The organism is Oceanibaculum nanhaiense (assembly GCF_002148795.1).
Classification (GTDB): Bacteria; Pseudomonadota; Alphaproteobacteria; order Oceanibaculales; family Oceanibaculaceae; genus Oceanibaculum; species Oceanibaculum nanhaiense.
In genome coordinates this window covers 54085-68615 of sequence record NZ_MPOB01000011.1, presented here as the reverse complement: position 1 = coordinate 68615, position 14531 = coordinate 54085, and the positions used below count along the sequence as shown (strand labels likewise).

Genomic DNA, 14531 nt, shown 5'->3' with positions numbered 1-14531 from the left:
TTTCTTCGGTCCCTCATGCGAGGGTTCAGACGGCCACTGGCCTTGTATTGCGTTGCAATATATTGCCCCGTAAACGGTTTGGCGAGGGCTTAGCGCAGGTTGCGTCAATTCCCCCCGGCAACCGCGCGGATACGCGCTATCGACGCGTCGCGTCCGAGCACGGCCAGGACATCGAAAATGCCAGGAGACGTGGTCGAGCCGGTCAGGGCGGCGCGCAGCGGTTGCGCGACGGCGCCCAGCTTCAGCGCTTCCGCCTCGGCAAAGCTCCGCACACGCTCCTCGAGCGCGGCTTCGCTCCAGTCGGCCTGCGCCTCCAGTGCGGCGGCCAGCTTGTCCAGTGTCTGCCGGGCTTCCGGCGTCAGCAGGGCGGCTGCCTTGTCGGTGAAGGGCAGGGGCAGGGGGTGCACGTAGAACAGCGCGCTGTCGGCCAGCTCGACCAGCGTCTTGGCACGGAGCTTCAGCCCGGCCATGCCTGCGCGCAACAGGGCCTTGCCTGAATCATCGACCGGACGGCCCAGCTTTTCCTCCAGCATTGGCAGGATCAGGGTGGCCAGCCGTTTGTCGTCGGCCTCGCGCAGGTAATGCGCGTTCAGATTCTCCAGCTTCGCCATATCGAAGCGCGAGGCCGAGCGGCCAACCGCGTCGAGATCGAACCATTCGATGGCCTTGTCGGTCGGGATGATCTCCTCGTCGCCATGCCCCCAGCCCAGGCGCAGCAAATAGTTGCGCATCGCCTCCGGTAGGAAGCCCATGTCGCGATAGGCCTCCACGCCCAGCGCGCCGTGGCGCTTCGACAGCTTTGCCCCGTCCGGCCCGTGGATCAGCGGGATATGCGCGAAATGCGGCACGTCCCAGCCCATCGCCTGATAGAGCTGGGTCTGCCGGAAGGCGTTGTTCAGATGGTCGTCGCCCCGGATCACATGGGTGATGCCCATATCGTGATCGTCCACCACCACTGACAGCATGTAGGTTGGGGTGCCGTCGCCGCGCAGCAGCACGAAATCATCCAGCTGTTCATTGGCGACCGTCACCTCGCCCTGCACCATGTCCTGAATGATCGTCTGGCCGGTCTGCGGCGCCTTCAGCCGGATCACCGGCGCCACGCCCGCCGGCGCATCGGAGTCCGGCCGGTCGCGCCAGCGCCCGTCATAGCGCACCGGACGCCCCTCCGCCTTGGCCTGCTCGCGCATCGCCGTCAACTCCTCCGGCGAGGCATAGCAGCGATAGGCCTTGCCCTGCGCCAGCAGCTCGTGCGCCACCTCGGCATGGCGGCCGGCACGGGCGAACTGCATGACGGCTTCGTCGTCCCAGTCAAGGCCCAGCCATTTCAGCCCGTCGAAGATCGCCTGCACCGCGTCCTCGGTGGAGCGCGCGCGGTCGGTATCCTCGATGCGCAGCAGGAATTTGCCGCCGGTGTGCCGCGCATAAAGCCAGTTGAACAGCGCCGTGCGGCCGCCGCCAATATGCAGGAAGCCGGTGGGCGAGGGAGCAAAACGGGTGACGACGGTCATGGGGGATCGGTTCCGATGCCGGATGGAGGAGCCCGGACCTAAAGCCAGGCCGGTGAATTGGTGGCCGCTATGTAGCACAAACCGCGCGAATCTGCACAGTGCGGGTGAAAGAATCTAGCCGGTGAATGATTCGGGATCGGTCTCCCGCAGGCTTTGCCGGCCGCGCATAGCCTCCCACCAGGCGGAGAGCTGTGGATAGGCTGCCAGCGCGGCCTGACCTTCCGCCGCCGCGGTGAAATAGGCCATCATCGGGGCCACATGCAGGTCGGCCAGCGACAAGGCGCTGCCGGCAAGATAGCCATCCGGTCCTGTCAGTCTTTCCAGCGCATCCAGCACCTTGTGCGATGCCTGCAGGCCGGTGCGAATCTACGCCTCCTCCACGGGTTCGCCAAGCCGGCTGCGGAATACCCGATGCGAAAAGACCTGCCGCACCATGGGCCAGTATCCATAGGAATCGATGATCGCGATGATCTGCGTCATCCGCGCCCGGTCGCGCGGATCGGCCGGTTGCAGGGCGGCCCCCGGAAAGGCGTCGTCGAGATAGCGGGTAATCGCAACGGTTTCGTAAAGCACGAACCCGTCATGCTCCAGCACCGGCACGCGCCGGAAAGGATGCAGCGCCAGAAACCCATCCGGCAGAGGCTCGGCGAACGGGTTTACCTCCACCCAGCCATAGGCGATGGGTTTTTCGGCGCAGACCATGCGCGCGATCCTGGCATAGACGCTGTGGCGATAGCCATGGAGTGTCACACCCAAAATCAGTCTCCTCATGCGCGGTGCAGTGGTGCCTGCGGCAGCCATACTACGGGATGCCTCCCGGTGAAAGCTGCATTAGTCTATGCTGCATAACAGGGAGGGGCGATGCTGCAGGAAACGGCCATAGAGCGCGCGGAAAGCGGCATTTTCGGCACCGGATTCGGCTGGCTTGTGTCCCCTTTCCTGGCAGAGCGGGAACGCTGGATGCTCTGGCTGCCGGTGGTGCTGGGCGGCGGCATCGGCTGCTACTTCCTGCTGAAGGCCGAGCCGCCCTTATGGATCGGCTGGGCGGGGCTGTGTGGCGCTTTCCTGCTTGGCCTTCTTCTGTACCGGTCGCTGAATGGGCGGCTGCTGGCCCTGCTGCTGTGCGCCTTCGCGCTGGGTTTCGCGGCGGCGCAATATCGCAGCCAGACCGTCGGTACACTCTTTCTGGAACGGCAGATCGGCCCGGTGAGCGTCGAGGGACAGCTGGTCCGCATCGAACAGCGGCCCGGCGATGTCCGGCTGACGCTGGAACATCCCCGCATCGGTCGGCTACCGGATGAGCATACGCCGCGCCGGGTGCGGGCGGTGGTGCGCGGCGATATGCCCGATGTCAGCCATGGCGATCTTGTGCGGCTGCGCGCCGTGCTGCGCCCGCCACCCGGGCCATCGGCGCCCGGCGGTTTCGACTTTCAGCGCCATGCCTATTTCGAGGGGATTGGCGGCGTCGGTTACGCGGTGGGCGATGTCACCCGCCTGGCCGAAGGCGCACCCTCCGGGTTCTGGGTGGGTATCGACCGGCTGCGCCGCACGGTCACCGCCCGGATTCGTACGGCCCTGCCGGGCGAGACCGGGGCCATGGCAGCGGCGCTGCTGACCGGAGACCGTTCCGGCCTGCCGGAGCGGGCGCTGGACACCATGCGGGATTCCGGCCTCGCGCATCTGCTGGCGATTTCCGGCCTGCATATGGGGCTGGTGGCAGGCACCGTATTCTTTGTGCTGCGATTGCTGCTCGCCTGCCATTCCGGCCTGGCGTTGAACCAGCCGATCAAGAAATGGGCGGCGCTGGCCGCCCTTGCGGCCTCCTTTGTCTATCTGCTGCTGGCCGGCGCCACCGTGCCGACGCAACGCGCCTTCCTGATGACCGGGCTGGTGCTGGTGGCGGTGCTGATTGACCGGGTGGCGATCTCGCTGCGGCTGGTTGCCTGGGCGGCCGCCGCGATCCTGCTGCTGGCGCCCGAGGTGATGCTGGGGCCGAGCTTCCAGATGTCCTTCGCCGCCGTGCTGATGCTGGTGGCGTTCTATGAGGCCAACAGGGAGCGCTTCGCCGCCCTGCGCGCCGGGGCGGGACCGCTGCGGCTGGGGCTGCTCTATCTGGTCGGCCTCTGTGCCACTTCAGTGCTGGCAACAGCCGGGACGCTGCCCTTTGCCGCCTATCATTTCAACCAGGTGGCGCTCTATGGCGTGCTGGCCAATATGGCGGCGGTGCCGCTGACCGCCTTCTGGATCATGCCATGGGGCGTGCTGGCCCTGCTATTGATGCCGCTGGGCCTGGAAGGGCTGGCGCTGGTGCCGATGGGGCTGGGAATCGAGGGTGTGCTGGCCGTCGGCGCCTGGATCTCAACCTTGCCAGGGGCCGTGCTGGCGGTCCCTGCCATGCCGGCGGCCGGTCTGCTGGCGATCTCGCTGGGCGGGCTGTGGCTGGCGCTCTGGCGGCGGTCCTGGCGGTTCGCCGGGCTGGCGCCGGTCGCCCTGGGGCTTGCCCTGCCGTGGTTTACCACCCAGCCGGTCCTGCTGGTCGATGGCGAGGCCAAGCTGGTGGCGTTGCGCACGGTGCAGGGGCTGGCGTTTTCCTCCGCCCGGGCGGCCTCCTTCACGGCGGATGCCTGGCTGCAGCGCACCGCCCAGCCGCGCCGCATCGCCATGCCGCGTGCCGGCAGCGGCGGGCGGGACGGCATTGCCTGCGATGCCCTGGGCTGTATCGGCGGCGTGGGGGCATTCAAGATCGCCATCATCCGCGATGCGCAAGCCCTGCCCGAGGATTGCACCAGTGCCGATATCGTCGTGGCGCTGGTGCCGGTCCGCCGCCGCTGCCCTTCGGCCCGGCTGGTGGTGGACCGTTTCGATCTGTGGCGGAACGGGGCGCATGCGCTCTATCTGGAGGCCGGCACCATCCGCCTGGACTCGGTTGGCCGGGATCGCGGCATCCGGCCCTGGGCGCCCGATCCGGCGGCCCGGCGCAACCGGGAGGCTCAGTAGCGGCCCTCAGTAGCGACGCAGCAGCCCGACGAGGCGGCCCTGAACCTTCACCCGCTCCGGTCCGAAGATACGGGTCTCGTAGGCGGCGTTCGCCGGTTCCAGCGCAATCGAGCCACCCTTACGGCGCAGCCGCTTCAGGGTCGCTTCCTGCTCATCTACCAGGGCCACCACGATGGTGCCGTTCTCCGCCGTATCACAGCGCTGGATGATGACGGTATCGCCATCCTGAATGCCGGCATCGATCATTGAATCGCCTTCGATTTCAAGGGCGTAATGCTCGCCTGTGCCGAGCAGGCTGAGCGGCACGTCGATCGCGGCGGTTTCATCGTGCAGCGCCTCGATGGGGGTGCCGGCGGCGATCTTGCCGTAGAGCGGCAAGGGGACCGCCCTTAAATCCTGGCCCGTGGCGGCGCCGGCCAGCGGCCCGGCGAAATGCCCCTCGATGACATTTGGCGTGAAGCGCCGGCCGGTGGTCTCCCCGGTCTGCTTGTCGCCCTGCTTGCTGGTGTCCTTCGCCGATACCTGGTCGGGCAGCCGCAGCACTTCGAGCGCGCGGGCGCGATGCGGCAAGCGGCGGATGAAGCCGCGCTCCTCAAGCCCGGTGATGAGGCGGTGAATGCCCGACTTGGAGCGCAGGCCCAGCGCTTCCTTCATCTCGTCGAAGGAGGGCGATACGCCGCTCTCGGTCAGCCGTCGGTTGATGAAGGTCAGCAGCTCGAATTGTTTGCGAGTCAGCATCGGCGCCTCCTGTCCATCACGCCCTCTTGCCGGATCGCCGCAAGGGCTGGCGGCTGACTGCATGAGCGCAACTAAATATGGAACAAAACAAAAACCTGAGTAAGTGTTTTAGTTTTGTTCTCGTTTCCGGTCAAGCCCGAACACTAGGCCGAACACCAGGCGGATAAAAAATCTCAGAAATAGCTGTCGCGGAAGGGAATGACCTGAACCGTCTCGCCGGCGCTGCGCGCCGGATCGTGCGGCGGCCGGACGAGCAGGCAGTCGGCCTTGGTCAGCAGCGAGAATTGCGAGCTGTCCTGCTTCGCGAAGGGCGTGGCCAGCATCGTCCCGTCAGCATCGACCGACAGCGTGGCGCGCAGATAATCCTGCCGGCGGTCGTTCGGCTTCAGGCCGGCGGTCAAGCGGGCCGGCTGTGTCTCCGGTCCCCTGGCGGAACGCCCCAGCAGCCGCTCGATGGCCGGCCCGAGGAAGAGCAGGGCGCAAACCATGGACGAGACCGGATTGCCGGGCAGGCCGAGCACCGGCGTATCGTGGATCTTGCCGAACATCAGCGGCTTGCCGGGCCGCATGGCGATCTTCCAGAAATCCAGGCTGCCGGTCTCGCCCAGCACGGTCTGAATCAGATCGTGATCGCCGACCGAGGCGCCGCCGGTGGTGACCAGCAAATCGGCGCCGCGTGCGCCGGCGATCATCCGGGTCAGCCCGTCCATCTCGTCCGGCGCGATGCCCAGCACCAGCGGCTCGCCGCCGGCGCCGCGCACGAAGGCGGAGAGCGCCAGCGCGTTGGAGCTGACGATCTGGTCGCGGCCGATGGGATCGCCCGGCCGGACGATCTCGTCGCCGGTCGCCAGAATGGCGATGCGCGGCCGGCGCACCACGCGCAGCCAGGGATGGTTCATGCCGGCGGCAAGGCCGATATCGCGCGCGGTCAGCAGCTTGCCGGCCGGAATGCCGATATCGCCGACGCGGAAGTCGAGGCCGGCAGGGCGCACGAAATTGCCGGGGGCGGGGGCTTCCTTCACGGTGACCTGGTTGCCGCTGGCCTCGGTATCCTCCTGGATGACGATGCTGTCGGCCCCGTCCGGCAGTGGCGCGCCGGTGAAGATGCGCACCGCCTGACCGCTTTCTACCATGCCCTGATAGCCGCGCCCGGCCGGCGCCTCGCCGATTACCGCCAGAGTGGCCGGCACGCTGGCGACATCCACCGCCTTCACGGCATAGCCATCCATGGCGGAGACCGGCTTGGGCGGCTGCGTCACGCGGGCGGCGACATCCTCGGCCAGCACCCGGCCCAGCCCCGCCTCGACCGAAATTTCCTCGGCGCCCAGCGGTGTCAGGGCGGCGAGAATCTTCGCCAGCGCCTCCTCGACAGGGATCACCGTTCTGCCTCGTAAGTACCGGATTTACCGCCCGATTTATGGACAAGCCGGATATCGCCGATGCGCATGCCGCGATCCACCGCCTTGCACATGTCATAGACGGTCAGTGCCGCGATGCTGACCGCCGTCAGCGCCTCCATCTCGACGCCAGTACGGCCGTTCAGCTTGCAGGTCGCCTCGATATCGACGGCGTTGCGGGACGGATCGGCCTTCAGCTCCACCTTCACCGAGGACAATGCCAGCGGATGGCACAGCGGGATCAGATCCGGCGTGCGCTTGGCGCCCATGATGCCGGCGAGGCGCGCGACCGACAGCACGTCACCCTTCTTCACGCCGCCTTCGAGGATCAGCGCCAGGGTTTCCGGCTGCATCGTGATGCTGCCGACGGCGGTCGCCACACGTTCCGTCTCGTCCTTGGCCGAGACATCGACCATGACCGCCTTGCCCTCGGCGTCGAAATGGGTGAAGCCGCTCATGATATCAGGCCGCCGCCTCGTTGCGGGCGAGCAGGGCGCGCGTCGCCGCCGCAACATCCGGCTGGCGCATCAGCGATTCGCCGATCAGGAAGCAGCGCGCGCCGGCGCGTTCCATGCGGGCGAGATCGTCTGGCGTGTAGAGGCCGCTCTCCGCGACCAGCATCTTGCTCGCCGGCACCCGCGCTGCCAGCTGTTCCGTCGTCGCGATATCGACCGCCAGGGTCTTGAGATTGCGGTTGTTCACGCCGAGCAGCGGCGATTGCAGTTTCAGCGCCCGGTCGAGTTCCGCGCCGTCATGCACCTCGACCAGAACATCCATGTCGAGATCGAAAGCGGCCTGTTCCAGCTCCGCCGCCTGCGCGTCTGACAGCGCCGCCATGATGAGCAGGATGCAATCCGCCCCCAGCGCGCGGGATTCCACGATCTGATAGGGATCGAGCATGAAGTCCTTGCGCAGGCAGGGCAGGTTCACCGCCGCGCGGGCGGCGACGAGATAATCGTCCTTGCCCTGGAAATAAGGCTCGTCGGTCAGCACCGACAGGCAGGAGGCACCACCCTCGCGGTAGGCGCGGGCGAGAGAGGGCGGATCGAAATCGGCGCGGATCAGCCCCTTGCTGGGCGAGGCCTTCTTGATCTCCGCGATCAGACCATAGCGACCCTCAGCATTGGCCTTTTTCAGCGCCGTCACGAAACCGCGCGGCGCGCTGGCCTGCTTAGCCTCGGTCTCAAGGGCCGACAAGGACTTCGCTGCCTTGCAGGCGGCAATATGCTCACGCTTGTCGGCGCAGATTTTCGTCAGAACGTCGCTCATGCCGCCTTGCCCCTGTTGGTGATGGCGACCAGCTTCGCCAGCGCATCCTTCGCCTTGCCCTGATCCAGCGCGGTGGCGGCGAGGGCAACCCCTTCCTGCAGGTCACTGGCCTTGCCGGCAACGATGAGGGCGGCCGCCGCGTTCAGCAGCACGATATCGCGGTAGGCACCTTTCTCACCGTCCAGCAACCGGTGCAGCGCGGCGGCGTTGAAAGCAGGGTCGCCGCCCTTGATGTCCTCAGGCTTCGCCAGTTTCAGGCCGGCATCGGCCGGGCCGATCTCGAACTCGGTCAGCGTGCCGTTCTTCAGCTCGACCACATGGGTCGGACCGGTGGTGGTGATCTCGTCCAGCCCGTCACTGCCATGGATGACCCAGGCATGCACGCTGCCCAGATTGCGCAGCGCCTCGGCCATCGGCTTCAGGAAATCGCGCGAGAACACGCCGATCAGCTGGCGTTTCACACCGGCAGGGCTGGAGAGCGGGCCCAGCAGGTTGAAGATGGTGCGCGTGCCCAACTCGACGCGGGTGCCGGCGACATGCCGCATGGCGCCATGATGGCGCGGCGCCATCAGGAAGCCGACATGGGCGTCGCGTATAGCCTCCTCGATCAGGCTCATGGCGCAGTCGATATCGACACCCAGCGCGGTCAGCACATCGGCGGCGCCGGATTTCGAGGTCAGGCTGCGGTTGCCATGCTTGGCGACCGGCACGCCGAGCCCGGCGCAGACCAGCGCCACGGCGGTGGAGATGTTGTAGGTGCCGGACGCATCGCCGCCGGTGCCGCAGGTATCGATGGCATCCGCCGGGGCTGCTACTTTCAGCGCCTTGTCGCGCATCACGCTGGCGGCGGCGGTGATCTCGTCCACCGTCTCGCCGCGCACGCGCAGCGCCATCAGGAAGCCGCCCATCTGAGACGGGGTGGCGTCGCCGCTCATGATGATCTCGAACGCGGCTTCCGCCTCGGCGCGGGTCAGCGCCCGGCCTGTGGCGACAATGCCCAGCAGGGCTTTCATATCCATAACCATACCCAACCCTCAGGCCGCGTTGCGGCGTTCCGCGATGTCGAGGAAGTTCTTCAGCATGGCGTGGCCATGTTCGGTTGCGATGCTCTCGGGGTGGAACTGCACGCCATGGATCGGCAGGGTCTTGTGCGCCAGCCCCTGAATTACGCCATCCTCGCTTTCCGCCGTGATCTCCAGGCAGTCCGGCAGGCTGGCCTTCTCGATCACCAGCGAATGGTAACGCGTTGCCGTCAGCGGCGAGGGCAGCCCCTTGAACACGCTGGCATTCTTGTGAAGGATCGGGCTGACCTTGCCATGCATCGGCACCGGGCCGCGCACCACCTTGCCGCCAAAGGCCTGGCCGATGGCCTGCATGCCGAGGCAGACACCGAAGATCGGCAGATTGCCCACGGCGCGCCCGATCAGTTCCAGGCAGATGCCGGCACGGTCCGGGTCGCACGGGCCGGGCGAGATGACGACGCCCTGATAGCCGCCCGCCAGCACCTGATCGACGGTGATCTGGTCATTGCGCTTCACGATCACCTCGGCGCCGAGGTCGCCCAGGAAGTGCCAGAGGTTGTAGGTGAAGCTGTCGTAATTATCGATCAGGAGATACATATCAATCACTTGGCAGTCATTGTTGGACCGTTTCAGCGGCCCGGATGATCGTTATAGCAAGCCCCGCCGCGCCCGGAAAGGCAAGCGCATTGGTGCTGTTCGAAATCTCCTTGACCTTCCCAATACTGGAAGCCCCATCTAGGAGTCATGAGCATTGAACAGACATATGACCTCGCCATCGAGGGGATGAGCTGCGCGGCCTGCGTCGGTCGCGTCGAGAAAGCCCTTGCCAAGGTGCCGGGCGTGGACCGGGCCGCCGTCAATCTGGCGACCGAACAGGCACGCGTGCGGCTGGCGGAGACGCTTGATCCTGCCGACCTCGTCGCCGCCGTGGAGAAGGCGGGCTATGGCGCGCATCTGATTGAGGCCGGGGCCGGACCGGACAAGCAGGCCGAGGCCGATACGCTGCGCTGGGAGAGCATCCGCCTGGCCGCCGCCATCCTGCTGACCCTGCCGCTGGTGCTGCCGATGATCGGTATGGCCGCGGGCGTGCACTGGATGCCGCCGGCCTGGGTGCAGCTCGTGCTGGCGACACCGGTGCAGTTCTGGATCGGCGGGCGGTTTTATATCAATGCCTGGAAGGCTTTGAAGACGCGCACCGGCACGATGGATCAGCTGGTCGCCATCGGCACCAGCGCGGCTTTCGGACTCAGCCTCTATCACATGGCCACCGGCGGCAGCGATCATCTGTATTTCGAAGCCTCGGCGGCGGTGATCACCCTCATCACGCTGGGCAAGTATCTGGAAAGCCGGGCAAAGCGCGGCACTGCCTCGGCGATCCGGGCGCTGATGGCGCTCCGGCCGGAAGAGGCGCGGGTGAAGCGCGGCGATACAATCGAGACCCTGCCCGTCGCCGCCCTGATGGAAGGCGATATTCTTATCGTGAAGCCGGGCGAACGGGTGCCGGCCGACGGCAGGATAGTGGAAGGCCGCAGCCAGTTCGACGAATCGCTGCTGACCGGCGAGAGCCTGCCGGTCGAAAAGCAGGCGGAGGATAACGTCATCGGCGGCTCGGTGAACGGTTCCGGCCTGGTCGAGATCGCGGTGACGGCGGTCGGCGGGGACAGCCTGCTGGCCCGCATTATCGAAAGGGTGCAGGGGGCACAGGCCTCCAAGGCGCCGGTGCAGCGGCTGGTGGACAAGGTCAGCGGCATCTTCGTGCCGATCGTACTGGCCATCGCGCTGGTGACCTTCCTTGGCTGGCTGGCGGCGGGCGCCGGCAGTGAGACCGCGATCCTGAACGCTGTCGCCGTGCTGGTCATCGCCTGCCCCTGCGCGCTGGGCCTCGCCACGCCGACCGCGATCATGGCCGGCACCGGCGTCGCCGCAAAGGCCGGCATTCTGATCAAGGACGCCGAAGCGCTGGAACGCGCACACGGCATCCGCACCGTGGTGTTCGACAAGACCGGCACGCTGACCGAGGGGCGGCCCCGCGTCACGGCGCTGCTGCCGGCAGAGGGCGTCGCCGACGAGGAGTTGCTCTCCCTTGCCGCCAGTGTGCAGCAGGGCAGCGAGCATCCGCTGGCGAAGGCGGTGCTGGCCGCCGCCGAAGAGCGGGGGGGGGGCATACCCAAGGCTCAGGATTTCGACTCGCTGCCGGGCAGGGGGGTGATGGCGACGGTGGAAGGCCGGGCTGTACTGATCGGCAGTCCGCGCCTGATGCAGGAGAAGGAAATCGCGACTTCGGCCCTGGAGGAACAGGCCGCAAAGCGGGAAGGCGAGGGCAACAGTGTGGTCTGGGTGGCTGCGGATGGCCGTCTGCTTGGCGCCATCGCCATCGGCGACCGGTTGCGCGGCAGCGCCGCAGAGGCGATCCGGCTGCTTGGCGAAAAGGACATTGAGACGGCGCTGCTGACCGGCGATAACCGCCGCGCCGCGGAATCGGTCGCAAGCCGGCTGGGGATTTCCACCGTGCTGGCCGAGATATTGCCGGACGGCAAGGCGGATGCGATTTCCGGCTTGCAGGAGAAGGGCGGCATCGTCGCCATGGTCGGCGACGGGGTGAATGATGCGCCTGCGCTGGCACAGGCGGATGTTGGCATTGCCATGGGCAGCGGGACCGACGTCGCTATGGAGGCGGCATCCGTCACGCTGATGCGGCCGGACCCGCTGCTGGTGCTGGACGCGATTTCCGTCTCGCGGGCGACAGTCGCCAAGATCTGGCAGAATCTGTTCTGGGCCTTCATCTACAACATCATCGGCATCCCGCTGGCGGCGCTGGGCTATCTCAGCCCGCTGATTGCCGGCGCGGCGATGGCGGCCTCCAGCGTCAGCGTGGTGTCGAACGCCTTGTTGCTGCGGCGCTGGAAACCGCGCGCCGGTTCGCGAAAGGATTAGCGTCATGAATATTGGACAGGCAGCATCGGCCTCCGGCGTACCGGCCAAGACCATCCGCTATTACGAGAGCATCGGCCTGCTGAAACCGGCGCCGCGCAGCGAGGGCGGCTACCGCGTCTATGGCGAGACCGATCTGCGGGTACTGAAATTCATCCAACGCGCCCGTTCCCTCGGCTTTTCGGTGAAGGATGTCGGCAATCTGCTGTTGCTGTGGAGCGACCGGGAACGCTCAAGCTCAGACGTCAAGGCAGTGGCCTTGCGCCATGTCGAGGAGATCGACCGCAAGCTGGTCGAACTGCAATCCATGCGCGATACGCTGATCGACCTGACCCATCGCTGCCATGGCGATGACCGTCCAGACTGCCCGATCATCGAGGATCTGGCCCGGAACGGATAAGCGGTGGCGGGGTAAGCTGCGCCAATTTCGCCGTATTTTGCGGTTAATATTCAGCGCGCTACAGGATATAGTCGCGCTCGGTGGCCGCCAGCCTGAGGGCGGTTTCCCAGATCTCGTCCGTTTCATGGGTAAGTCCTCGCATGGCGCGTAAGCCGGCCTCCCGAAAGCCCAAGACGAAGAAGCGTTCCGGCGGCAACGGATTCGGCCTCTCCGTCGCGCTGGCCATCGCCGCGCTGCTGATCGGCGGCGGGCTTGGCCTGTATTATGGCGATGCGCTCATCGGCCGGCAGGATGTCGCCGTGGAGAGGCCGGCTGCCGCGCCTGACCTTGCTGCACGGCCTGCCGCACCTTCGCCGGGCATCGCCCTGCCGCAGAAGCCGGCCCCCCAACCTGCACCCGAACCGGCGCCCGCCGCGCCGGAAGCCACGCAGCCGCCTGTGCAATTACAGCCTGAACCGCAGCTGGCCAGCCTGCCGCCCCAGGAAGCCGCCCCAGTGCCTTCCGAGTCCGATCCGCCCTGGCGGCGCAATGCCCTGCCGGCCATAGACAGCGGCAACAAGCCGAGGATCGCCATCGTCATCGACGATATGGGGATCGACCGCAAGCGCTCGCAGCGTGCGCTGACACTCAAGGCACCGGTAACCTTCGCCTATCTGCCCTACGCCCATGGCGTGGCGGAACAGGTGCGCAAGGCACATACCGCCGGCCATGAAATCCTCGTCCATCTGCCGATGGAACCGTCCTCGGAAACGATTGACCCCGGCCCAAATGCCATGCTTTCCGGTCTGACGCCGGAGGTTCTGGCAGAGCGTCTGGCCTGGAATCTCAGCCAGTTCGATGGGTTCGTCGGGGTGAACAACCATATGGGCAGCCGCTTCACCAGCGATGCCGCCACAATGCGCCCGGTGCTGGAAGAGCTGAACCGGCGCGGGCTGCTGTTCCTCGATTCGCGCACTGCGCCGAACACGGTCGGCTTCCGGATGGCGCGGGATCTGGGCATGCCGGCGCTGCAGCGTGATGTGTTCCTCGACAATACCGACAATCATGACGCGGTGGCGAAGCAGCTATCGGAGACCGAGCAGCAGGCCAGCAAATACGGCCAGGCCATTGCCATCGGCCATCCGCGCGATGCCACACTCGATATGCTGGAACTCTGGATCGAGGACGTCCAGGCGCGCGGTTTCGTGCTGGTGCCGCTGACGGCAATGCTGAAACCGGTACCGCCGCCGGCGACAGCCGGCCTGCCAATCAGATAGAGCCGATCAGATAGTAGGAGCGATGAAGTCCGGCAGGATGCCGCACTCACGGCTGAACGCCAGGCTGTCACGCCCGGCGAGGAAGCCGCTCTCGACCAGCAGGGCCCGCATGCCATGCGCCCTTGCGCCGATCACATCGGTATGCGGCGTGTCGCCGACGGCGAGAATGCGGCTTGGATCGACTTCCGGAAAGCGTTCGCGCACCAGCCGATAGACGCCACCGAAGGGCTTGCCGAGGAAGGTAGGCGATATTCCAGACCTGTCGGCGATGCGGTGGGCGAAATAGCCCGGCTCGGCCGAGAAGCCGCCGACATGCGGGGCGACCACATCCGGATTGGCGACGATGAAGGGGCGGGGGCGGACGGTCAGCGCGTCGCTGAGGAGCGCCTGACGATCCTCGTCCCAGATTTCCGTTGCCATGAAGACGATGCCATCCACCGACTCATAGGCTGCCCGGTCGAGGTCCAGCGTCACCATGCCCCCGGTAATCGCGGTCTCCGGACGCGGATCCTGTGCGATGATCCCCCAGTTCCGGACCTCGGGGAAGGAAGCCACGGCCTCTCCGACCAGCGACGCGCCGGCGATCACCTCGTCATCGCGGAAATCATAGCCCCGGCCGCGATGCTTCGCCGCAATGGCGGCGGTCCCTTGCGAGCCGTCATTGGTGATAACGCACAGATGCTTGCCGGCGGCGCGAATCGCCTTCACCGCTGCCAGACCCTGCGGAATGACGCTGCTGCCCAGATTGAGCACACCATAGGCGTCCAGCACCACGATATCGACCTGATCCAGCACCTCGGCGATGCCGGCGATGCGCTGCGGCTCGACGGGCACGGGCTTGGCGGGCAGGCGGTGCTCCCAGCGCCGGTAGGAGGACCAGGCGTCGTCGAAACCGAGTACGGGGAAGCTCATGGCGGGGGCGCTGCCTTGCAGGGAATGGAGGGCACCTATCTAAGCGGGCAAAAGCCTCTAGGCAATCCTGTTCGGTGCCGACTATTCTGCGCCGCAAT

General features: G+C 66.5%; 14 protein-coding genes. 4 read left to right on the top strand and 10 right to left on the bottom strand.

Going from position 1 to position 14531, the window contains the following annotated elements; genetic code table 11:
- Positions 1–104 precede the first annotated feature (104 nt).
- The 3 genes from gltX to BKM74_RS19025 all read right to left on the bottom strand — a co-directional run bounded on the left by gltX (position 105) and on the right by BKM74_RS19025 (position 2261).
- Positions 105–1511 (bottom strand): glutamate--tRNA ligase, encoded by a 1407-nt coding sequence (gltX, locus tag BKM74_RS16185; RefSeq protein WP_086466743.1) that lies wholly within the window; start codon positions 1509–1511, stop codon positions 105–107.
- 114 nt (positions 1512–1625) lie between these two features.
- Entirely contained in the window at positions 1626–1865 is a 240-nt protein-coding gene (locus BKM74_RS19030; RefSeq protein WP_281251465.1) for a glutathione S-transferase family protein, read from the bottom strand.
- Positions 1866–1877: 12 nt separating this feature from the next.
- Positions 1878–2261, bottom strand: coding sequence for a glutathione S-transferase family protein (locus BKM74_RS19025; protein ID WP_245825974.1), 384 nt, complete (start codon positions 2259–2261; stop codon positions 1878–1880).
- A gap of 111 nt (positions 2262–2372) precedes the next feature.
- Here BKM74_RS19025 and BKM74_RS16175 point away from each other — a divergent pair, with 111 nt between their 5' ends.
- Positions 2373–4508: a ComEC/Rec2 family competence protein gene (locus BKM74_RS16175; RefSeq protein WP_086466742.1), complete on the top strand. Its 2136-nt coding sequence runs from the start codon at positions 2373–2375 to the stop codon at positions 4506–4508.
- A gap of 6 nt (positions 4509–4514) precedes the next feature.
- Here the strand turns inward: BKM74_RS16175 and lexA are convergent, their stop codons facing one another.
- The 6 genes from lexA to BKM74_RS16145 form a co-directional block, all read right to left on the bottom strand.
- Complete coding sequence (gene lexA / locus BKM74_RS16170) at positions 4515–5246, bottom strand: transcriptional repressor LexA (RefSeq protein WP_086466741.1); 732 nt, start codon at positions 5244–5246, stop codon at positions 4515–4517.
- A gap of 173 nt (positions 5247–5419) precedes the next feature.
- Positions 5420–6625, bottom strand: coding sequence for a molybdopterin molybdotransferase MoeA (locus tag BKM74_RS16165; RefSeq protein ID WP_086466740.1), 1206 nt, complete (start codon positions 6623–6625; stop codon positions 5420–5422).
- Entirely contained in the window at positions 6622–7101 is a 480-nt protein-coding gene (gene moaC, locus BKM74_RS16160) for a cyclic pyranopterin monophosphate synthase MoaC (RefSeq protein ID WP_086466739.1), read from the bottom strand. The genes BKM74_RS16165 and moaC overlap by 4 nt, the downstream gene beginning before the upstream one ends.
- Before the next feature lie 4 nt (positions 7102–7105).
- Positions 7106–7912: an indole-3-glycerol phosphate synthase TrpC gene (gene trpC / locus BKM74_RS16155; protein ID WP_086466738.1), complete on the bottom strand. Its 807-nt coding sequence runs from the start codon at positions 7910–7912 to the stop codon at positions 7106–7108.
- Positions 7909–8937 carry an anthranilate phosphoribosyltransferase gene (gene trpD, locus BKM74_RS16150; protein WP_086466737.1) on the bottom strand — a complete coding sequence of 343 codons (1029 nt, stop codon included), beginning with the start codon at positions 8935–8937 and terminating at the stop codon, positions 7909–7911. Before trpD ends, trpC begins: the two co-directional genes overlap by 4 nt.
- Before the next feature lie 9 nt (positions 8938–8946).
- Positions 8947–9531 carry an anthranilate synthase component II gene (locus tag BKM74_RS16145; RefSeq protein WP_086466736.1) on the bottom strand — a complete coding sequence of 195 codons (585 nt, stop codon included), beginning with the start codon at positions 9529–9531 and terminating at the stop codon, positions 8947–8949.
- 147 nt (positions 9532–9678) lie between these two features.
- Between BKM74_RS16145 and BKM74_RS16140 the strand changes: the two genes are divergently transcribed.
- The 3 genes from BKM74_RS16140 to BKM74_RS16130 all read left to right on the top strand — a co-directional run bounded on the left by BKM74_RS16140 (position 9679) and on the right by BKM74_RS16130 (position 13521).
- A complete protein-coding gene (locus BKM74_RS16140) occupies positions 9679–11868 on the top strand; it encodes a heavy metal translocating P-type ATPase (RefSeq protein WP_086466735.1) in 2190 nt (729 codons plus the stop codon).
- Positions 11869–11872: 4 nt separating this feature from the next.
- Positions 11873–12265, top strand: a complete 393-nt coding sequence (gene cueR, locus BKM74_RS16135) for a Cu(I)-responsive transcriptional regulator (protein WP_086466734.1) — start codon at positions 11873–11875, stop codon at positions 12263–12265.
- A 140-nt stretch (positions 12266–12405) separates the two neighbouring features.
- Positions 12406–13521: a divergent polysaccharide deacetylase family protein gene (locus BKM74_RS16130; protein ID WP_086466733.1), complete on the top strand. Its 1116-nt coding sequence runs from the start codon at positions 12406–12408 to the stop codon at positions 13519–13521.
- Between the two features lie 6 nt (positions 13522–13527).
- On the opposite strand, the gene BKM74_RS16125 is transcribed toward BKM74_RS16130, so the two are convergent.
- Positions 13528–14433, bottom strand: a complete 906-nt coding sequence (locus BKM74_RS16125; RefSeq protein ID WP_086466732.1) for an HAD-IIA family hydrolase — start codon at positions 14431–14433, stop codon at positions 13528–13530.
- Between the last annotated feature and the right edge of the window lie 98 nt (positions 14434–14531).

Excerpts from the sequence above, each read along its gene's own strand:
- gltX (WP_086466743.1), bottom strand. The coding sequence starts at position 1,511 with ATGACCGTCGTCACCCGTTTTGCTCCCTCGCCCACCGGCTTCCTGCAT.
- BKM74_RS16175 (WP_086466742.1), top strand. The coding sequence starts at position 2,373 with ATGCTGCAGGAAACGGCCATAGAGCGCGCGGAAAGCGGCATTTTCGGC.
- lexA (WP_086466741.1), bottom strand. The coding sequence starts at position 5,246 with ATGCTGACTCGCAAACAATTCGAGCTGCTGACCTTCATCAACCGACGG.
- moaC (WP_086466739.1), bottom strand. The coding sequence starts at position 7,101 with ATGAGCGGCTTCACCCATTTCGACGCCGAGGGCAAGGCGGTCATGGTC.
- trpC (WP_086466738.1), bottom strand. The coding sequence starts at position 7,912 with ATGAGCGACGTTCTGACGAAAATCTGCGCCGACAAGCGTGAGCATATT.
- trpD (WP_086466737.1), bottom strand. The coding sequence starts at position 8,937 with ATGGTTATGGATATGAAAGCCCTGCTGGGCATTGTCGCCACAGGCCGG.
- BKM74_RS16145 (WP_086466736.1), bottom strand. The coding sequence starts at position 9,531 with ATGTATCTCCTGATCGATAATTACGACAGCTTCACCTACAACCTCTGG.
- BKM74_RS16140 (WP_086466735.1), top strand. The coding sequence starts at position 9,679 with ATGAGCATTGAACAGACATATGACCTCGCCATCGAGGGGATGAGCTGC.
- cueR (WP_086466734.1), top strand. The coding sequence starts at position 11,873 with ATGAATATTGGACAGGCAGCATCGGCCTCCGGCGTACCGGCCAAGACC.
- BKM74_RS16130 (WP_086466733.1), top strand. The coding sequence starts at position 12,406 with ATGGCGCGTAAGCCGGCCTCCCGAAAGCCCAAGACGAAGAAGCGTTCC.
- BKM74_RS16125 (WP_086466732.1), bottom strand. The coding sequence starts at position 14,433 with ATGAGCTTCCCCGTACTCGGTTTCGACGACGCCTGGTCCTCCTACCGG.